Source organism: Shewanella piezotolerans WP3, assembly GCF_000014885.1.
Taxonomy (GTDB): domain Bacteria; phylum Pseudomonadota; class Gammaproteobacteria; order Enterobacterales; family Shewanellaceae; genus Shewanella; species Shewanella piezotolerans.
In genome coordinates this window covers 462704-482965 of the sequence record NC_011566.1, presented here as the reverse complement: position 1 = coordinate 482965, position 20262 = coordinate 462704, and the positions used below count along the sequence as shown (strand labels likewise).

The window sequence follows — 20262 nt, the reverse complement described above, 5'->3', positions numbered from 1 at the left end:
ACTGATGCTTAAGCATGAGGAAAGAATATGTCTGAAATGACACCCCGCGAGATTGTGCATGAACTTGATAGCCATATTATTGGGCAGCAAAAAGCCAAACGCTCTGTCGCTATCGCGCTGCGTAACCGCTGGCGCCGTATGCAGCTCGCTGCCGATCTTCGTCAAGAAGTGACTCCAAAAAACATTCTAATGATTGGCCCAACCGGTGTAGGTAAAACTGAAATCGCTCGCCGTTTAGCTCGCCTAGCCAAAGCGCCTTTCATTAAAGTCGAAGCGACAAAATTTACTGAAGTCGGCTATGTGGGTAAAGAAGTTGAACAGATCATTCGCGATCTAACCGATTCAGCGATTAAGCTGACTCGTGAAGAGCAGATGGCTAAATGTAAGTTTAGAGCCGAAGAAGCCGCTGAAGAGCGTATTCTAGATGCGCTACTGCCTAAGCCAAAGGAAGACTGGGACAATGAAAAGCCAAGCGATAACGCAACACGTCAGGTGTTCCGTAAAAAACTACGTGAGGGCCAGTTAGACGACAAAGAGATTGAAATCGACATTGCTGCACCGCAAGCAGGTATCGAGATCATGTCACCTCCAGGCATGGAAGAGATGACTAATCAGCTACAAAGCATGTTCCAGAATATGGGGCCAGGTGCAAGTAAGCGTCGTAAGATGCCGATTAAAGAAGCTCACAAGTTATTAATCGAAGAGGAAGCTGCCAAGCTAGTCAATGCTGACGATCTAAAAGAGCAAGCTATTGAATTAGTTGAGCAGCATGGCATCGTTTTCTTAGACGAAATTGATAAAATTTGTAAGCGCGGCGAATCTTCAGGCCCAGATGTTTCCCGTGAAGGTGTGCAGCGCGATCTACTGCCTCTCGTTGAAGGTTGTACGGTTAACACTAAACACGGCATGGTTAAAACTGACCATATCTTGTTTATCGCATCTGGTGCATTCCAGATGTCTAAACCCTCTGACTTAATTCCTGAGCTACAAGGCCGCTTACCAATTCGCGTTGAACTTGAAGCGTTATCAGCAGATGATTTTAAGCGTATTTTGACAGAACCTCATGCATCACTGACTGAGCAATATGTTGCGCTAATGGGCACTGAGGGCGTTGAGGTTGAGTTTAAAGATTCGGGCATTGACGCAATTGCAGAAGCGGCTTGGCAAGTGAATGAGCGCACTGAAAATATCGGTGCTCGTCGCCTGCATACTGTGATGGAGCGCTTGATGGAAGAGCTTTCTTATGAAGCATCTGACAAATCAGGTTCTGTTACCGTTGTCGATGCTGATTATGTGAAAGCACATTTGGATAACTTGGTTCAAGACGAAGATCTGAGCCGCTTTATTCTATAGTGTTATGACTTGCAAATGCTCAATGAGTGATGGCGGTTAAGGACTTTTAGGTGCTTAACCGCTATTCTGTTTTTAGACCCTATTACTTACTGGCAAACTTATGACCCAAGACAATAGCCCCAATGTTGAATCCTTAAAGTTGAAGCGTAAATCACGCCAGTTAGAGATGCAGTTTGATAATGGTGAAACCTATCAACTTAGCTGCGAAATGCTGAGAGTCTACTCACCATCAGCAGAAGTGCATGGCCACGGTAATCCGGTGCTAGTTACTCACAAAAAGAACGTTAATATCTCCGCTATTGAGCCTGTAGGTAACTACGCAGTTAAAATCACCTTCGATGATGGTCACGATACCGGACTGTTCTCGTGGAAGGTGCTGTATGACTTAGCCACCCATCAAGTAGATCTGTGGGAAAAATACCTCGCTCGCCTGCGCGCTGAAAAAGCCAGTCGTGAGCCGCTTATCGATATGGCGGTTAAATACCATAAGTAGTTATTTGGCTAAGTCACGCTCTACATAGTGACAATTTTACTTCACAAAAAGGCGCCGTTTGGCGCCTTTTTTGTGATCGAACGGCTGATATCGTGTATTAATCAGCCTATGCGGACTTATGTCCTCTACGGATCACAATCTGGCTATTACTATCGGTTGTAATCAAAAAAGAGGATTACTCATGACTGCACATATCGATGGTAAAGCCGGTGATTTTGCCGAGACAATGATCATGCCTGGCGACCCACTGCGCGCTAAATATATTGCCGAAAACTTTCTAGATGACGCGGTAGAAGTAACCAATATCCGCAACATGTTTGGCTATACTGGTTTTTATAAAGGCCAACGTATTTCAGTAATGGGACACGGTATGGGCATCCCCTCTATGGTGTTGTACGCCCACGAATTGGTCACTGATTTTAACGTGAAGCGCATCATTCGAGTTGGCAGCCTTGGGGCTACACAGCAAGATGTCAAAATTAATGATGTTATTCTAGCACAAGCCGCTGGCACGGATTCGCCAACCAATGCTAAGCGCAGCAGCGGTTACCAAATGGCGACATCTGCTACATTTGATCTACTACACAAAGCCTACACAATCGCCGAGCAAAAGCAGATCAATGTCAAAGTCGGTAACGTATTCAGTGGCGACATGTACTACGACCCCGATGAAGATATGATCCCTGCGCTAGAGCGCTTTGGCGTATTGGGTGTTGATATGGAGGTTGCTGGACTATATGGCCTAGCCCACCACCTAGGGTTCGAGTCGTTAGCGATTCTAACGGTATCTGACCACTGCTTAACTGGCGAAGAGACCAGTGCAGAGGCCCGTCAGTTAACCTTTAATCAGATGATTGAGCTGGCATTAGAAACAGCCTGTCAGTAACAGTTTTAAGCCGTATGATACTCCTTGTCATGCGGCTTAACTTTATCACGATGAATATTTGATACAGCAAATTAGATCTAGGAACAGATGATGAAAAATAAAATATCCTTAACATTGCTCAGTTTTTTAGCCAATTTTGTCATGGCAGGCTTTGCAACCCAATTTGGTATGTTAATTGAACCAATTGCAGAGAAGTTTTCTGCCAACGTTAATGAAGTCGCTTCTATCTTCTCGCTACTCAACGGCGGTGCACTAGCGGGCACCATTGCTGCCTTTTTCTTGATTGAAAAAATCGGTGTAAAACGCATAACCCTTATAAGCTATTTCAGTATTGCACTCAGTGCTGCAGCGCTGCATTTCACCAGCTCACTTTCTGTGGTGATGATCGCCATGACCGTTATTGGCCTTTGTGGTGGCGTTGGTCTATGTATCGCTGGCACGATTGTGGTATCTGTTTGGAAAGACAAAATTCAAAGCACCATGCTAGTGGTACAAGACGCTACCTTTAACGTTGCGGGAGTGGTTTTCCCACTTATCACGACCTACGCATTAAGCAATGCGCTTTCTTGGAGCTACAGCTATTTAGCCGTGGGTATTGTAGCACTGGCGACTGCCGCAATTGCACTTGCGACTAACTTCTCACTGGTTGAAAGCCAAACATCAAGCGACACAGGCAAAGATGAGTCTGAGTGGAACCTTGGCATCATTAGCGGTGGCCTAGGCTTGTTTCTGGGTATGCTAGCGCTATACACCTTCCTCACTTGGGCGCCGATGTTCGTCAAAGAGAAATTTAATATTCCCTTCGAAGAAGCGGGAAACATTATTACTCAATACTGGTCAGCGGCACTTATTGGCGCACTCGTATCAACAGTGATTGTATCAAGAGTGAAGATCCAGCACTTTATCACCGGCATGATTTCACTGGCGCTGATTATCACCGCCATGATCGTGACGACTGAGAACTTAGCTTGGATTGGCTACCTAACCTACGGTTACGGTTTTGCCTGTGCCGCACTTTACAACGCCTTTATCGCTTACGGTGTGTCATTTGTTAAAACTGCCAGCAGCCGCAATGTCTCTTACATCCTGATAAGTGGTAGTGCTGGTGCAATGTTCAGCCCAGCGATTAGCTCAATGTTTGAAAGCATCATTGGCCTACAAACAGTAATGTACGCCATCCCTGTTATCTACGGGCTAATTATCGCGATGTTGCTTATCTCTAACAAACAAAAAGCGGCGATGTCGACTCAAGCAGCTTAAGCTCTGATAAAAGATAATCCCCAAGTTTATGCTTGGGGATTATTCTATAAAAGCCTTCAACCCTTCTAGATCGCAAATAACCAAGCCCTCTTTATCACGCTTAATCAACTGTAAGTCTTCCAGTTTTTTAACCGCTCGGCGATATACCCTATCGGTTGTCGCAAAACGCTCAGCCTCTAAGTAGCACTTTGTAAAACCTTCAACTGGCTGATCTTTTAAATACTGATGATAGAGATCGTAAGCGATATTGTAAGCGATGGGGTAAAGCATTCTTCGGGTAAAAATATCAACGGTATCTTGATAATCAATTGCAATTGCACTGGCAAAAAATAGCGCAAACTGCGGTGTTTTCAGTAGGGCTTGCTGTAGTTTCTCACCATTGATAACCGTCAACTCTAATGGCTCTTCAGCAACAATATCCAGCTGGCACAAGTAGTCGGTAAAAAACTCCATCTCACCAAAAAGCTGTGAATCACAGGTCATAGTACCAAGTTGAAAGCTGCGACCGTTTCTGGCGGTGTAGCCCATAGAGATCCGCCCATGGGGCACCAAGTACAAGTCGTTCACCTGCTGCCCCTGCTGCATTAGCTTAAATTGAGCGGGAACAGTTTTTGTTTCGGTAATACACTCGCGCATGATCTGCTCGATGGCATCATGTTCTTGTTGCCATAACGCGTGAAAGCGTCCTTTTTCAAGTGGTTTTAGCTGCATAATATTATCGGTCGAAATAGTCGTTTGGCGAAAGACTTAACCAGTATACTCAAGTCACTTGCCAATATCCCTTTTTAAAGTTACTGCTTAACCACTCTTTTTTTGCCAACCTAATGGTAAATTAACTTGTGACCAAAGTGACTGGCATAAAGCCTCTGGATCACGCCAGTCACCTTTAAGTATCCAGCTCACTAGCGCATCCCCAACCTCAGGATAACTAATAGGTTCTGGCATAGGCGCTTTTAACCACCGGCGTAACGCTTGGGGCTCAAGACTCGACTTCATGCACTCTGCAGCGCCAAGTAGCTCAAGCGCCGCAACATTGGATAACTGTTCAAACTGGCCAAGCAAAGGTTTTATCAGTAACTTCTTCCCTAATGTCAGCGCCTCACTCGCCAGCTCAAAACCAGCATTACCAATCACGCCGCCGCAACTGGCCATCGCGGCTTTAAACCCCTCTCTATCGAAGCCGTGCCACTTTATATGAGCAGGTAAAATTTGTGGACTTCGACCAGCGTGATAAACCAAGAATGTGCACTCTGAAAATGGCCTTAGAAAGTCAACAATCGATTGCGGCGACTCAAAAGGTAGGTATACCAACACTTGGGATGACAAAACCCTATCAATTTTATCTACCTCAACAAAAGGCGGCAAAATAGGAAAACCAAAGTGATGCCAATGGCAGCCCAGTGCAATATCAACCGGAGCAAAGTAGTTCAGCATTGTTTCGTTAAACCAGCTATCACCCGCTTTGGGAACTGCAAAATTTAACGCGGCTTGATGACTTATTCCTATCGATAGTATTCCTTGATTCTTGGCTGCCCAAGCTGACACCGGCTCATAATCATTCAGAACCAAGTCATAAGCGCTTAAATCGAGGTTTTTCACATCCTTAATAAACCCAAGCCATGCATTCATTTTAGCAGTCTGTGCCACATTGACTCGACCATTATGAGTCGCGAATGTCAGCCCAGATTGCACTCGGTATTGACCAAAACATTGCATATCAAAAAACTGCTCTGCAGAGCGGCCTGAAAAGAAAAAGTCGACATCGACGCCCTGTTTTTGCATCGCTTTGGCCATCACTCTAGCGCGGCTTAAGTGGCCATTGCCCGTACCTTGTACTCCATAAAGGATTTTCAATGCTCTCTCCTAAAATAGCTGCTGACTCAATGCTACAGAAAACACACCGAGTGCCGCTCCAGCGATAATGTCTAGTGGGTAGTGAACCCCGAGGATGACCCGCGATAAACCAATACCAATTGCCCATAGGGTTGCCACATAGAACAGTGGTGGATAGAGCAGATAGATACTGCTCGCCATCACAAATGCAGCCGCAGTATGGCCAGATGGCAAACTGAATTTATCCGCTGGTTCAAAACGCGCAACACCGTCAGCTAAAGCATGGCAAGGTCGTTGTCTGCGTATGAGGTTTTTAAGAATAAAGTACAGCGGCAGTTCAACCAAGTAGGCTGCTAGCAGCATGTTAAGCAAAGACTCGCCATTGCTGTCTAACAATAAAAATAGTAGCGCAACATAGAGATAAACCGGACCGTTCCCCGAAGAGGATAACGATAATGCTAATGGCTGTAGGCCATTATCTTGCCCAAGGCGTACAACAAACTGATAGCCGTTTTTGTCTAACCTAGAAATTGAGGCGAACATTACAAGCTCCCAAAACATTGTTTGATAGCAAGCTATGAAATGTCCGTGACGCCTAAGTGACAAAGAGTCTAAAGTTTTATGACATAGAGAAATTATACCGTTCGGTATATACCCATCCCACTTGAATATGCTCGTTTCAGAGGTGTTGTGCTAGTTCAATTTTAGGCGCGTTAACGTAGAAATGGTTATTCCCTTTTAAGTGAGTGCAACAACGAAGTGGGCTGGCACAACCCCTTCTTCGATGGGCGTTTCTTATATAAAAAGCATGGGTTTTACTCTGTGTTATTGATTTTACCAAGGCAGCGACCATTAGCTGCAATCAATGCCTCGCCTACATGGGTGTAGGTGCTTAGGTTCAGCATGGTGCAATGAACCTGTGACTAAAGCCCATTAAACTCCCACTGAATCCTGCAATTTCAGGTCGGATGGGTATAAAGGTTTGGTCGCTCAGTGAGAGTTCAGCGGTTTTGTTGCTCTACATTCAAGCTCATTAACGCAGCATTAGAGCTGCTAAAACTCGCCTGAAAAGAGTATTTTTAGCTTTCTACTTCGGGGTTGGATAAATGCAAAAGGAAACAACTATTAAGGCAATTATACCAATTGCATTAAGTATTTGACCATTTCAGAGCCCCTCAGCCTTTTCAATTCAAAGCGCATTGGTAAAGAAATGGTTATTCCCTTTTAAGCCAATGCAAAGCAGAAGTGGAAAGACTGAAGGGCTCACGTAGTGCGGGTTTCAAAAACGCTGTATGCTTCGCTATGGGATTTGGATATAGAATAACTATTAGCTCAAATTCCACTACTTGCCTACAACGTTTTGAATTCCCGCTGAATGGTCAAACTTTTAATGCAATTGGTATTATTCACCTTGAATTACACTCTGAGTAGAGCAGCTACTTATAACGATTGGTATAAACAGCGGGATTTAACAAAGAGGAGTCAATCTGCTAGCCCAATCATCGAAAGACAATCAGGCTAGTATAATTTTAAACGAGTTTAATCAGCAGCAAGTTCAGCATTGTTACGATTGCGGTAGATCTTTAGTAGGTGGTAGATATTAATACACGCCACGAAAGCGTTCATACCTGCTACAGGCCAAGCCTCAATTGATGCACCGTAAATGACGAACAGTGAACAACCAGTAAAGTTTAAACATCTCAACCAGATGATGTCTTTCATCATAAGTGAAATTGCGACCATCACTGACGCAGCGTAACCAATGATTTCAATAGTATTAATAGCTTCCATAAGGCACCTTTTAGGCCCTCTGCCTTCCTTAAGCTAACTGGGGGATCCGTGCCCCTAAAGCGACTCAAAATTAAGTTAAGTTAATATATCTGCATGCATGCTAACAAAATTGAACCAAATTGGTAATAAAAAAACGTTATATAATGACCTGAGTCATGTTTTTGCTGTTTTAGTAATCTAGCTGTTGAAATATTACCACAACTCACTCAAACGTTGCCTTTATAGACAATTGCGTGATTGATAACACTTTTCTTTTCAAGAATCCCTTATATACTGGTTTAAATTACTTATTTGCTCAGATTGATGAGCTACGCCTATCCAGCAGGAGCGTTCTTATGGAATACAACACCTCAGAACTTTGTGACACTTATATCGATGTCGTTGATGTTGTCGAACCCATGTTCAGTAATTACGGTGGTTGTAACTCTTTTGGTGGCTCTATCAGCACCATCAAATGTTTCGAAGATAATGGCCTGATCATTGATGCTCTTCAAGAAGATGGCGAAGGTAAAGTACTACTGGTTGATGGTGGTGGTTCATTACGTCGTGCTCTGCTCGATTCTTCAATCGCTCAAGTTGCAGTCGATAATAACTGGGAAGGAATCATCATCTACGGCTCTGTTCGCGATGTTGATGCATTAGAAGATTTAGATATTGGCGTGCAAGCTTTAGCATCGATTCCAGTTGGTGCCGATGGCAATGCAGTTGGCGAGCCTGAAATCCCAGTCAACTTTGGCGGTGTGACCTTCTTGCCAGGTGACCATGTTTATGCCGATAACACTGGTATTATTTTGTCTCCAGAGCCGCTTGATATTGACTAGCGATGAGTTGTAAAGAGTGCAGCTCTTTTCAATTCGACCAGTTAAGCCAGCCTAATCCGCTGGCTTTTTTAATGGCTGCAGTTGCCGCAACAAGGCCTATTGATAACGCGGAACCAGCGATTCAGTATACATTTTGGCAAAGAACAACGATTGGTATTACACTACCGTCCATCTCGCTTTAAACCATAAGAATAATAAAATGCAGTATTTATCCCCTTTCACAAGCGCTAAGTTAGCCGACTTACTGAGCCCAAGAGATGGTGAAACTAAACTAGGTCAACGTTTGCGCATTCCAGTCAGTAACGCACTTACTGCGGAGCTAACCCAAGCTAAAACAGCAGGTTGCCGTTTCGCGATCATTGGTATTGGTGAAGACATCGGCCCTCGTGCCAATTTAGGTCGCGGCGGCTCCACCGATGCTTTTGACAGCGCCATACAGCAGTTTATCAACATGCAATCTAACCGTTTCTTAGAGGGCTGTGAGTGTTTACTGTTAGGGCAGATAGAAACCACTGACTTACAACTGCCAGATGGTAGCAACGCTGAGCAACTTCGCCAGAATGTGGAACAGTTAGACAAACGCGTCATCGCAGTATTATCACAAGTTATGCAAGCCGGACTTGAGCCCATTGTGATTGGTGGCGGCCATAACAATGCTTATGGATTACTCATGGCGGCGAAAGCCAGTCATAAACGCCCTATTGCTGCGGTGAACCTTGATCCACATTCAGACTTTAGACCAAGAGAAGGTCGTCATAGTGGTAATGGATTTAGCTACGCTGCTGCGTCTGGTGCCCTAGGGCTTTATCATGTGCTAGGTCTTCACGAACTCAAAAATAGTGAAGCGACTTTAGAGCAACTTAAAGCTTTTGGTGGTGATTGGCACACTTTTCAGCAGATCTGGGTGAGACGAGAACTCGCTTTAGATACCGCACTAAAATCCATCACTAAAGAGCTTAACAACAGCCAGTTACCCGTAGCCATAGAGCTCGATTTAGATGCTATCACCAATATGCCGAGCAGCGCCTCAACAGCAGCAGGAGTGCCGCTGCTCGACGCCTTGTTCTATGTTAGTTATGTCGCAAAACACTGCCCTTGTGCATACCTACATTTAGCAGAAGCAGCACCGAGTTGCCACGTCGCTGGTGTTGAGGCAGGCTACCGCGAAACAGGGCAAAGTATCAGCGAGTTGATCTATAGCTATATCCACGGACGTATTAATGCTCTTTAGCGAGCAATTAAAGTACTTAACCAGCAGATACTCGCTGCAATCGGTATAATAACGATTCAACATTCGTCGTGATTATGGTGTAATGCGCAGTCAATTTTACGATTGCCTGCATCTTTGCATATTTTCGCTAGATCCACTGGCTGATTGATAGATCCATCACATAGTGATAGATGAAAGATTCAGCAATTCGGCTTGATGACTTACAATCGCCATAATTCAACAGTTAACGTATAGGAATAGATAGATGTCAGAGGAAACTCCAAAGAGCACTCACTTCGGTTACAAGACAGTTGAAGCTGAGCAAAAGGCCGATATGGTCGCTGGCGTATTCCATTCTGTTGCCGCTAAATACGACATCATGAATGATGTGATGTCTTTTGGTATCCACCGTATGTGGAAACGTTTCACCATCGAAAGTGCTGGTGCACGTCCAGGTATGAAGGTGCTTGATTTAGCAGGTGGCACAGGCGATCTGACAGCCAAATTTTCTCACATTGTTGGTGAAAAAGGTCAAGTCACCTTAGCGGATATCAATGATTCAATGCTGAAGGTCGGCCGCGAGAAGCTGCGTGATAAAGGTATTGTTGGCAACGTGAACTATGTGCAAGCAAATGCTGAAGCACTGCCATTCCCAGACAACCACTTTGATATCATCACTATCGCGTTTGGTCTTCGTAATGTGACTGACAAAGATGCAGCGATTGCGTCTATGTTGAGAGTGTTAAAGCCTGGTGGAAAATTACTTATCCTTGAGTTCTCTAAGCCGAAGCATGACATAATGCGTAAAGTTTATGATCTATATAGCTTTAAAGTGATGCCAAAAATGGGCGCACTGATAACTCAAGATGCAGATAGTTACGAATACCTTGCTGAATCAATCCGCATGCACCCTGACCAAGAGACTCTTAAGCAGATGATGGTCGATGCTGGATTTGAACAGGTAAACTATACCAACATGACTGACGGTATCGTGGCGTTGCATAAAGGTTACAAATTCTGATTGGACTCACTATGTCTCGAGACATGTCTCTACTCACTTGCGCGGCGATTGAGGTTGGCTTAAATAAGCTAATCGCTCAATCGCCTGAAGACTACAGCTCACTGCGCAGTCTTAACGGCAAGGTACTTTGCATTCAACTGACTCAACTAAGTTGGCCACTTTACCTACTTTTTGCTAAGCAGATCCAAGTCTTTAGTCAATATGAAGGTGATGTAACCACCAAAGTAAATGCTGATATCACGACGCTATATCAACTGACTGAAGGGGCAAACCTCACTGAGCTTATTAAGCAAGACAAGCTCAGCCTTGAAGGTGATCTGAGTTTACTGCAGTCCTTTAGCCACTATATGCAAAGTGTCGAGCTAGACCTAGCAGAACCGCTTTCTCAATATATAGGTGATGCTCCAACCCACTTTGTTAGCCAGGGCTTAAAGCAGGCTAAACATGATATCTGCCAAGTATTCCAAAAGATTCGCTCTCACTTGGGTCAATTAACCACCGAAGAGTATCGACTAGCACCGCATAAGCTCGAATATATTCACTTAAGTGATACTATCGAGGATATCGCACTAGACGTCGATGCTTTGGGCTTACGGATAGAGCAACTACTAAATAGGGCTAAAGCTAAACAATGACAGTTAAAAGTATCAAGCGCGCTTATCAAGTCATCCGCACCACGCTTCACTATGGTCTCGATGATTTAATCCCTTCAAAGGTAACGCCTTGGTATTTTAAGTTGTTAAGAGGCAGCCTATTTTGGCTTAGAAATAAACATAAAGATAAAGTCGGTGGTGAACGCTTAAAGCTTGCTATGCAAGAGCTTGGGCCTGTTTACATTAAGTTTGGCCAAATGCTCTCGACTCGCCGCGATCTGCTTAGCGATGAGTGGGCGGAAGAGCTGGCGATGTTACAAGACAGAGTGCCCCCTTTTGACTCCGCAATTGCTCGCGAATCAATAGAACAAGAACTCAATGCTCCAATCGAAACTTATTTCGATGATTTCGAAGATACTCCACTCGCGTCAGCATCTATCTCACAAGTGCATACAGCAACACTCAAATCCAACGGCGCCAAAGTGGTACTCAAGGTATTACGCCCAGACGTTGAGCAAAAAGTGCATGCTGATATTCAGCTTATGTCGCAAGCAGCCAACTTTCTAGAAAGCTTGCTTGGCGCTAATAACCGTCTCCGCCCTGCTGAAGTCGTTGAAGATTATCGCACTACGATTGAGGGCGAGTTAAACCTTAAACTCGAAGCGCTGAATGCGATAAAGCTGCGCAATAATTTCCTTGATTCTAACGCGCTCTATATTCCATACATGTATGAAGAGCTCTGTTTTACTCGACTCATTGTCATGGAGCGTATCGACGGTGTCCCCGTTTCAGATAAAGCAGCCCTTGAAGCACAAGGCACAAACCTTAAACTCTTGGCTGAACGTGGTGTCGAACTGTTTTTCACCCAAGTATTTCGCGACAATTTTTTCCATGCAGACATGCATCCGGGCAATATTTTTGTCAGCCGCGAGCACCCTAACGATCCTTTCTACATAGGTTTAGATTGCGGTATTATGGGGACGCTCACCGATGAAGATAAACGCTACTTAGCCGAAAACTTCTTAGCCTTCTTTAATCGCGATTATCGCCGTATAGCACAGCTTTATATTGAATCAGGCTGGGTCTCTGCTGATACTGACATCAGTGCCTTTGAGCAAGCGGTTAAAGTTGTTTGCGAGCCAATGTTTAATAAACCATTGGACGAAATCTCCTTCGGACATGTTTTACTAGAGCTATTTAGAACCGCGCGTCGATTCGATATGGTGGTGCAACCTCAATTGGTGCTGCTTGAAAAAACCTTACTTTACATTGAAGGCCTAGGGCGTCAGTTATACCCTCAACTGGATTTATGGCAAACAGCTAAACCCTTCTTAGAAGACTGGATGGCAGAGCAAGTAGGTCCAAAAGCCATGGCAGGGAAAATTAAGCAGCAACTGCCTTACTGGGCTGACCAGCTCCCAGAATTACCGGAACTAATCTACGACAATTTGAAAATGGGCCGTAATTTGGCTAAAACCCATAACAAATTACTCGACCGGTATCTAAAACATCAGCAAAAAGCCCATAAAAGTAACTATCTTTTGATCACATCCGCTATTTTAGTGATCTGTGGCACTATTTTGTTAAATCAAGACGCTACACTATGGGCTTCTTACGGCAGCATCGGCACAGGCCTCATTTTATGGGTGCTCGGATGGCGATCTAGGCCAAAGAATCGCAAATTTTAGCTAGACCTAAATAACCAAAGGTTCATAATAGAACCAGTATCTAAATTAAGAGGATTCGTAAATGGGTGGCATTAGTATTTGGCAACTTCTTATTATTGCATTGATTGTAGTATTATTGTTTGGAACTAAGAAGTTACGCTCACTAGGCGGCGATTTAGGTGGAGCAGTTAAAGGCTTCAAAAACGCCATGTCTTCTGAAGAAGAGAAGAAGGCTCTAGAAGACAGTGCAGCTGAAAAGAAAGCAGAAAGCACTGACACAGCCGAAAAAAAGGCTGAATCTAAGGACAAAGAACAGGCGTAATCGACTATGTTCGACGGTATCGGCTTTATGGAGTTGCTGTTGATTGGAGTCTTGGGGCTAGTTGTACTCGGCCCTGAAAGACTTCCAGTCGCCGTGCGCTCAATCTCAGGCTGGATCCGCGCCATGAAGAAGATGGCTAACTCAGTAAAAGACGAATTAGAGCAAGAGCTTAAAATTGAGCAGTTGCATACTGATTTGAAAAAAGCGGAAAATCAAGGCCTTAAAAACCTTGCCCCTGAGTTACAGGATTCAATCGATCAACTTAAACAAGCAGCGGAATCTGTTAATCGTCCTTATCAAGTAGAAGATGCTCCTTCGGCAAAAGAAACACCCGCCAAAGAGACCGCAACTACCGAGACAACTTCGACAGAGAACGCTAAGTCAGACAAACCTAACGGGTAGTCCATGTCACAACAACAACCGTTAATAAGCCACTTGCTTGAACTGCGTAATAAGCTACTTCGAGCAATTGGTAGTGTTCTCTTGGTGTTTATCTGCTTGGTCTACTGGGCCAATGATATATACCATTATATGGCCATTCCACTCATGCAAGCTCTGCCCGAATCGAGCAGTATGATTGCAACGGATGTTGCCGCACCCTTTTTTGCACCATTTAAACTAACCTTAGTGTTGGCATTTTTTATTGCCATTCCCTATGTACTGTTTCAGATATGGTCATTTGTTGCGCCAGGGCTCTACAAGCATGAAAAGCGATTAGTAGTACCACTACTCGCAAGCAGTACCTTGCTATTTTACCTCGGTATCGCATTTGCCTATTATGTTGTATTTCCAGTGGTGTTTGGCTTCTTTACTAGCGTAGCGCCAGATGGCGTCGAAGTTGCGACCGACATCAGCAGTTATTTAAGTTTCATTTTAAAACTGTTTTTCGCATTTGGTTTGGCCTTTGAAATACCTGTTGCCGTAGTGCTTTTATGCTGGGCTGGTGTGACTACACCTGAAGAGCTGAAAAAGAAACGCCCTTATATTGTGGTAGGCGCATTTATTGTCGGCATGTTATTGACTCCGCCAGATATTATTTCACAAACAATGCTCGCAATTCCGATGCTGGTGTTATTTGAAGGCGGTCTAATAGCTGCACGCTTTTACAGTAAAGGTGAGTCCGAAGAGGACGAAGAAGATACCACTGAAGAGAGTGAAGGCAGTAAGTAGCCAAAAGATATAGATAGAAAGATGTGATAAAAGGTATTGTCATTCATCATAGATGGAGCAATACCTTTTTTGTTTTTAGCGTTAATTCAACGCACCTCAGCAACTTTTACAGCCTTGCAGCCCCTTTCTGAAGTAGCAATCCACTTTTAATACCAATTGTATTAAAAGTTTGACCATTCAGCGGGAATTCAAAACGCTGTAGGCAAGTAGTGGAATTTGAGCTAATAGTTATTCTCGGCTCTGGCATCCTGCTTCGCTCTACCTCCTAAATCCATTTAGTCGTATATCCAAATCCCATAGCGAAGCATACAGCGTTTTGCCAATTTTGTTTAACCTCAGCCGCACTACGTGAGCCCCTCAGTCTTTCCACTTCTGCTTTGCATTGGCTTAAAAGGGAATAACCATTTCTTTACCAATGCGCTTTGGATTGAAAAGGCTGAGGGGTTCTGAATTGGTCAAATACTTAATGCAATTGGTATAACTCTCTACTCAGTCATTTCAAAGTGATTGGTATTACTCATATCGAAACACATTAGAAGCAAGTGCTGAATTGATTACATCTATGACGGAATTGATATAAAATCCTCATCTAGTCTGCTTCTTGGGGCTGTTGATCTTTCGAACTTAGTTTTTGCTCGAATTCAATGCTTTTAGGGCAAGACTTGAGCGATGATGCGTAGCTAGGATCGTAACGCCGCGATAACAACAACCGTGAAAGATCTACTGCCTCTAATAATAAAAGGACATTTTTAATGATTAAGCCCCAGCTTTTACTGATAACAACAGCCTCCATTTTGTTGTCAACCTTTGCACATGCCTCAATTGAATCTCAGCTATCCAAATGCGCGACAGTGCAAGATAAGCTGGATCGTCTTATTTGTTATGATAACCTCGCAAACTCATTGGCAGCTCAAAACACAAACGGCCAAACTCCTGCCGCTGAGACCGTTGTGGTAGCTTCTTCTACAGCGGTTGTAACCACTACAGCCAACACACAAAAGAGTGCTGTCGAAGAGTTTGGTAATTTGAAAAAGAACACTGAAGAGGAAACTGTAGATACTATTTATCTAACTGTAAGCAAGATAAAAAAAGATCCATACGGCGCATTAAAGATTGAGTTTAAAAATGGTCAAGTCTGGAAACAAGCTGATACGCGACACTTTAAATTGAAACCTGAACAAGAGATCTTTATAAAAAAAGCGGCTCTAGGCTCTTTCACTCTAGGAGTGGAAGATCGCAATACTACTATTCGTGTTAAACGTCTTAAGTAATGCCGCAGTTTATGGACATAGCTGTCAATCTAGTTGGCAGCGCCTTAGAGAAAAAAATTCAATGCGTTGTTGACGATGCCAACGAAGTCGGTGTCACGTCGATGATAGTCATAGGCAGTCACACAGAGGAAAGTGCCCAAGCGATAGAGTTGTGCAGCATGCATCCCAAGCAGCTATATAGCACCGCTGGTGTCCACCCACACCACGCCAGTGAATGGACATCACAAAGCAGTCATCAAATTAAGCAACTAAGCTTAGCTCAATGTGTGGTTGCCATTGGCGAATGTGGTTTGGATTATAATCGTGACTTCTCCCCCAGACCAAAACAGAGGCAAGCTTTTGCTGAGCAGCTTGAATTGGCGATAGAGCTGCAACTTCCAGTATTGATGCATGAGCGTGATGCCCATGAAGACTTTCTGGCGATAGTGAAAGAATATCGCCCCCAGTTACCTGCAGCCTTGCTGCATTGTTTTACCGGAAACCGCAACAGTTTAGCTGCTTATTTAGAGCAAGACCTGCATTTAGGTATCACTGGTTGGGTATGCGATGAGCGTCGAGGACAAGAGCTTGCAGAGCTAGTACCACTGATCCCTGACAACCGCATTCTAATTGAAACCGATAGCCCTTATTTACAGCCAAGAAGCATGCGGCCCAAGCCTAAATCAAGTAAAAATGAGCCCAAATACTTACCTTATATCGCTGAGTATGTGGCTAACCTTCGGCAACAACCTTTTGATGATTTTGTACAGCAAACCTATCAGAATAGCCGCTCATTTTTTGGGTTACCCTTTTGATGTCGCTAATGATTCGCACTTTGTCCATGTTGTTCCTAATATTTTCAAGTGTTGTTAATGCTGAAAACGCATTAACAATCGATATTAATACTCCGGATAAGCTTCCGTTAACAGACTGGGTTTACATCACAGCAGCGAGCCAAAGCAGCGATATTGGTCAAGTAAGCCGCTTGTCTTCTACACATTGGGACAAACTTAATCCAGATATCATTCGCGGGCTAGGTGATAAACAGTTTTGGGTGAAATTTAGCTTATATAGCAATGGGGCGTTTACCAGCAACAAAATTATTTCAATCGCTAACTCACATCTAGACCTCATTGAGTTATATCACTTTAACCGGCAACGGCTAGTCAATAAAGTCATCATGGGCGACAGCATTCCTTTCTCTCAGCGTCCCATCATCAGTAATGATTTTTCATATCCTTTTAGTAGTAAGAGTGATGATTTTCATACTTTTTATATAAGAATAAGCACAACAGGCTCCGCGAATCTGCCGATGACACTGTGGTCAGATAACACCTATTATCAAAGTTCAGAACAAAATTCATTACTCTATGGCTTTCAAATAGGTGTACTCATAGCGATTGGTATTTTCAGTTTATTCATCGCCCTTACTTCACATTCATTTAGTTATACCTATTACGCCGGTTATGTACTCTCTTTGACTTTATTTGTGGCGACCTTGCACGGTATCGCCTTTCGTTTTATATGGCCAAATTGGCCTGTGGTTCAAACCTTTATTTTACCAATGCTATTATGTATATCGATGGCATTTGCTTATCTGTTTTCTGAAAAAGTGATGCAGCTTAAATACCATAGCCTTACTATGTTAAGGATCTGCAGAGCGGGGGCAGCAATTTCTGTTTTGCTGTTATTTATAGGTTTATTTCTAGAGTATAACCTTGCGCTAAAAATGGATGTAGCAGCAGTCATGTTCACCTGCGTATTATTAATGTACATCTCCTTGCTGCAGGGGATCCGTGGCCATAAGCTAGCCAAGCTTTTTGCAATTGGCTGGGCGGGAATGATGCTAGGTGTGCTTATATCTGGCTTGATGTATTTGGGCTATGTAGAATTTGAGTTGCAAGCCAAGACCCCTTTTATGCTCGGGCTCAGTTTCGAAATTATATTTATGGCTGCGCTACTTGCTATTCGTTATAACGATGAGCGCCTCGCTAAAATGCAAATCCAAAAAGAAGCCTTACTGCAAGCTGAAAATATAAAGCAGACCCGAGAAGAAGCACTCCGTATAGAGGCTAGAAGTAGTGAGCAGCTTGGGCAGATGGTACAAGAGCGGACATTAGAGTTAGAGATTGCACTAAGAGAACTCAATGAGGCCAATCAAAAGTTAACAGAACAAACCACTATTGACAGTTTAACTGGAGTTAAAAATAGAAATTCGTTCGACAAACGAATTGTCGCAGAGGGACGCATTAGCCGCCGCCAGCAAACACCAATGGCAATACTCATGCTAGATATCGACCACTTCAAATCGATAAATGACACCTATGGCCACCTTGCAGGCGACCAAGCTTTACGAGTCATTGCTGTAGAATTAAAGCAAAAATTAAAACGACCAACCGATCTGGTATCACGTTTTGGCGGTGAAGAGTTTGCTATTATATTACCGAACACGAATCAAGAAGGCGCCTTGCAAGTTGCTGAGTCAATAAGGAAAGCTATTTTTGAGTTACCGATTAGTTGGGGCGGTGTTACCATCCCACTAACGGTTAGTATTGGAGTGAGCGTCGAAATCGTCTCATCTGAACAACATACAACCTTGCTATTGGAACGGGCTGATAAAGCACTTTATCGTGCAAAGAATGAAGGTCGTAATAGGGTCATGCTATACACACCTGAACAGAGTTAACTCCAGAGCCGATAAAGTATTGAGTGCATGTGAGCTCTCAGCTAGATTAAACCTTAAGCAAGATTGACATCACCATAAGTTTGGAGCCGAATGTGAATATTATTACCAGTGCCTACCCACAGCGTAGAATGCGCCGTATGCGTAAACATGAGTTTAGCCGTCGCCTCATGTCTGAAAACCAGCTCACTGTAAATGACTTAATTTACCCAATGTTTGTGCTTGAAGGTAACAATCGTACCGAGCAAGTTGCATCTATGCCTGGTGTTGAACGCCTTTCTATCGATCTCCTTCTTAAAGAAGCTGCCGAGTTAGTCGAGCTTGGGATCCCATTGATTGCTCTCTTCCCTGTTACGCCTTCAGAAAAGAAAACTTTGATGGCAGAAGAGGCATATAATGCAGATGCATTAGCTCAACGTGCTGTTCGCGCACTAAAAGAAGCCTTTCCTGATCTAGGTGTGATGACCGATGTAGCCCTTGACCCATTTACCACTCATGGGCAAGACGGCATCATTGATGAAACGGGTTATATCATGAATGATATCACCACTGAGATCTTGGTTAAGCAAGCACTTAGCCATGCAGAAGCTGGCGCAGATATTGTTGCTCCGTCTGATATGATGGATGGACGTATTGGTGCTATTCGAGAAGCGTTAGAAGCAGCTGGCCATGTGAATACTCAAATAATGGCTTACTCAGCCAAATATTCGTCAAACTACTACGGTCCTTTCCGTGATGCTGTCGGCTCTGCGGGGAACCTTAAAGGTGGCAATAAACATAGCTACCAAATGGACCCTGCAAACAGCGATGAAGCATTGCACGAAGTGGCACTCGATATTCAAGAAGGCGCCGACATGGTAATGGTTAAACCAGGTATGCCATATCTCGATATTGTCCACCGCGTTAAAACTGAGCTTGCAGTCCCCACTTTTGCTTACCAAGTAAGTGGCGAGTACGCAATGCACATGGCCGCAATTCAAAATGGTTGGTTAGCGGAAAAAGCCATTGTGATGGAATCGTTACTTTGCTTTAAACGCGCTGGTGCAGATGGCATCTTAACCTATTTTGCCAAGCGCGCTGCGCAGTGGTTAAAAGAAGACAAATAGCCAAAAGCTGATAGAAAATGCCACTCACAATAAGAGTGGCATTTTTATTTTCTGGCTAAATAAACATTCAAGAATTCTCTAGTTATCATCCTCAACCTCTATTGTGTGAGCCCTGCCACTAAATCAACAATATTGCAGTGATCACTATAACATTACTCCCAGAGCATGCTTCACCCGTTAGTTAAGACATGATTGAATAAAGCAGAATTCATTTCTTCTCGCGAAAGGTATAATCATGCACAATAACGTTAAAGCATTACTTGCCACCACAGTTCTATTTTTTAGCAGCCAAAGTATGGCTAATAGTGGTTGTGCATTCGAAGAAGGCGAGCAAGAAGGCTTTATGGCCACTTGCAGTGAGGAGAAACAAGAAGTGATCTTAACCGGATTAGTTAGCAACGAACAACTGAATGTGCTTGATTGGTTCAGCCAAGAATATAGCGAATACAAAGCTGACCAAGCAACGATTGCACAGCTTAAAACTATCACTGTGCCAACCGAAATCACGGTTATTATTGGCACTTGGTGTCCTGATTGCCATCGTGAAACACCGCGATTCATCCGTATTATGGAGCAGGTTAATAACCCGAATATTACGGTTCAGTTTATTGGTGTTGATAGAGCGAAAGAAGACCCACAAGGTTTGGCTAAGCACTATGAGTTCAGCCGTATTCCAACCATTATCGTTGAGCAAAAAGGTGCTGAGATAGGTCGTATAGTCGAAAGACCTGAAGTGACCTTAGAGAAAGATTTAGCGAATATCCTAAAGCTCTAATCAGTTAATATGCTGTTTTGCATAAAAA

General features: G+C 43.7%; 21 protein-coding genes. 17 read left to right on the top strand and 4 right to left on the bottom strand.

All coding sequences use genetic code 11. The features are described 5' to 3' along the window. The first annotated feature begins 27 nt into the window (after window positions 1-27). From hslU to tsgA, 4 genes are all read left to right on the top strand, one after another. Window positions 28-1353, top strand: a complete 1326-nt coding sequence (gene hslU, locus SWP_RS02125; RefSeq protein WP_020910675.1) for an ATP-dependent protease ATPase subunit HslU — start codon at window positions 28-30, stop codon at window positions 1351-1353. 100 nt (window positions 1354-1453) lie between these two features. Continuing rightward, complete coding sequence (locus SWP_RS02120; RefSeq protein WP_020910674.1) at window positions 1454-1846, top strand: gamma-butyrobetaine hydroxylase family protein; 393 nt, start codon at window positions 1454-1456, stop codon at window positions 1844-1846. A gap of 181 nt (window positions 1847-2027) precedes the next feature. Next, a complete protein-coding gene (gene deoD, locus SWP_RS02115; protein ID WP_020910673.1) occupies window positions 2028-2732 on the top strand; it encodes a purine-nucleoside phosphorylase in 705 nt (234 codons plus the stop codon). Between the two features lie 90 nt (window positions 2733-2822). Further along, window positions 2823-3992: an MFS transporter TsgA gene (gene tsgA, locus SWP_RS02110; RefSeq protein WP_020910672.1), complete on the top strand. Its 1170-nt coding sequence runs from the start codon at window positions 2823-2825 to the stop codon at window positions 3990-3992. 39 nt (window positions 3993-4031) lie between these two features. On the opposite strand, the gene SWP_RS02105 is transcribed toward tsgA, so the two are convergent. From SWP_RS02105 to SWP_RS02090, 4 genes are all read right to left on the bottom strand, one after another. Beyond that, on the bottom strand, window positions 4032-4703 hold the full coding sequence (locus SWP_RS02105) for a Crp/Fnr family transcriptional regulator (protein ID WP_044555573.1): 672 nt from the start codon (window positions 4701-4703) through the stop codon (window positions 4032-4034). Between the two features lie 87 nt (window positions 4704-4790). Beyond that, window positions 4791-5846, bottom strand: coding sequence for an MJ1255/VC2487 family glycosyltransferase (locus SWP_RS02100; protein ID WP_044555572.1), 1056 nt, complete (start codon window positions 5844-5846; stop codon window positions 4791-4793). Window positions 5847-5855: 9 nt separating this feature from the next. Then, window positions 5856-6368, bottom strand: coding sequence for a phosphatase PAP2 family protein (locus tag SWP_RS02095; RefSeq protein WP_020910669.1), 513 nt, complete (start codon window positions 6366-6368; stop codon window positions 5856-5858). Window positions 6369-7364: 996 nt separating this feature from the next. Further along, entirely contained in the window at window positions 7365-7616 is a 252-nt protein-coding gene (locus SWP_RS02090) for a YgjV family protein (RefSeq protein WP_020910667.1), read from the bottom strand. A 335-nt stretch (window positions 7617-7951) separates the two neighbouring features. On the opposite strand from SWP_RS02090, the gene rraA reads away from it, so the two are divergent. The 13 genes from rraA to SWP_RS02020 all read left to right on the top strand — a co-directional run bounded on the left by rraA (window position 7952) and on the right by SWP_RS02020 (window position 20234). Then, entirely contained in the window at window positions 7952-8437 is a 486-nt protein-coding gene (gene rraA, locus SWP_RS02085; RefSeq protein WP_020910666.1) for a ribonuclease E activity regulator RraA, read from the top strand. Window positions 8438-8636: 199 nt separating this feature from the next. After that, a complete protein-coding gene (locus tag SWP_RS02075) occupies window positions 8637-9668 on the top strand; it encodes a formimidoylglutamase (RefSeq protein WP_044555569.1) in 1032 nt (343 codons plus the stop codon). Window positions 9669-9912: 244 nt separating this feature from the next. Further along, complete coding sequence (ubiE, locus tag SWP_RS02070) at window positions 9913-10668, top strand: bifunctional demethylmenaquinone methyltransferase/2-methoxy-6-polyprenyl-1,4-benzoquinol methylase UbiE (protein WP_020910663.1); 756 nt, start codon at window positions 9913-9915, stop codon at window positions 10666-10668. Window positions 10669-10679: 11 nt separating this feature from the next. Next, window positions 10680-11303, top strand: coding sequence for a ubiquinone biosynthesis accessory factor UbiJ (locus SWP_RS02065; RefSeq protein WP_020910662.1), 624 nt, complete (start codon window positions 10680-10682; stop codon window positions 11301-11303). After that, on the top strand, window positions 11300-12949 hold the full coding sequence (gene ubiB / locus SWP_RS02060) for a ubiquinone biosynthesis regulatory protein kinase UbiB (protein WP_020910661.1): 1650 nt from the start codon (window positions 11300-11302) through the stop codon (window positions 12947-12949). Before SWP_RS02065 ends, ubiB begins: the two co-directional genes overlap by 4 nt. Window positions 12950-13010: 61 nt before the next feature. Continuing rightward, a complete protein-coding gene (tatA, locus tag SWP_RS02055; RefSeq protein ID WP_020910660.1) occupies window positions 13011-13250 on the top strand; it encodes a Sec-independent protein translocase subunit TatA in 240 nt (79 codons plus the stop codon). A 6-nt stretch (window positions 13251-13256) separates the two neighbouring features. Then, window positions 13257-13652: a Sec-independent protein translocase protein TatB gene (gene tatB, locus SWP_RS02050; RefSeq protein WP_020910659.1), complete on the top strand. Its 396-nt coding sequence runs from the start codon at window positions 13257-13259 to the stop codon at window positions 13650-13652. A 3-nt stretch (window positions 13653-13655) separates the two neighbouring features. Further along, entirely contained in the window at window positions 13656-14420 is a 765-nt protein-coding gene (gene tatC, locus SWP_RS02045) for a twin-arginine translocase subunit TatC (RefSeq protein WP_020910658.1), read from the top strand. A 752-nt stretch (window positions 14421-15172) separates the two neighbouring features. Continuing rightward, complete coding sequence (locus SWP_RS02040; protein ID WP_020910656.1) at window positions 15173-15691, top strand: hypothetical protein; 519 nt, start codon at window positions 15173-15175, stop codon at window positions 15689-15691. Further along, window positions 15691-16485, top strand: coding sequence for a TatD family hydrolase (locus SWP_RS02035; protein WP_020910655.1), 795 nt, complete (start codon window positions 15691-15693; stop codon window positions 16483-16485). The genes SWP_RS02040 and SWP_RS02035 overlap by 1 nt, the downstream gene beginning before the upstream one ends. Next, the gene (locus SWP_RS02030; RefSeq protein ID WP_044555568.1) at window positions 16485-18356 is read left to right on the top strand and encodes a sensor domain-containing diguanylate cyclase; all 1872 of its coding nucleotides are present in this window, start codon (window positions 16485-16487) and stop codon (window positions 18354-18356) included. The genes SWP_RS02035 and SWP_RS02030 overlap by 1 nt, the downstream gene beginning before the upstream one ends. Before the next feature lie 92 nt (window positions 18357-18448). Then, window positions 18449-19459 (top strand): porphobilinogen synthase, encoded by a 1011-nt coding sequence (gene hemB, locus SWP_RS02025; protein ID WP_044555566.1) that lies wholly within the window; start codon window positions 18449-18451, stop codon window positions 19457-19459. 235 nt (window positions 19460-19694) lie between these two features. Further along, a complete protein-coding gene (locus SWP_RS02020; RefSeq protein ID WP_044555565.1) occupies window positions 19695-20234 on the top strand; it encodes a thioredoxin family protein in 540 nt (179 codons plus the stop codon). Window positions 20235-20262: the final 28 nt, after the last annotated feature.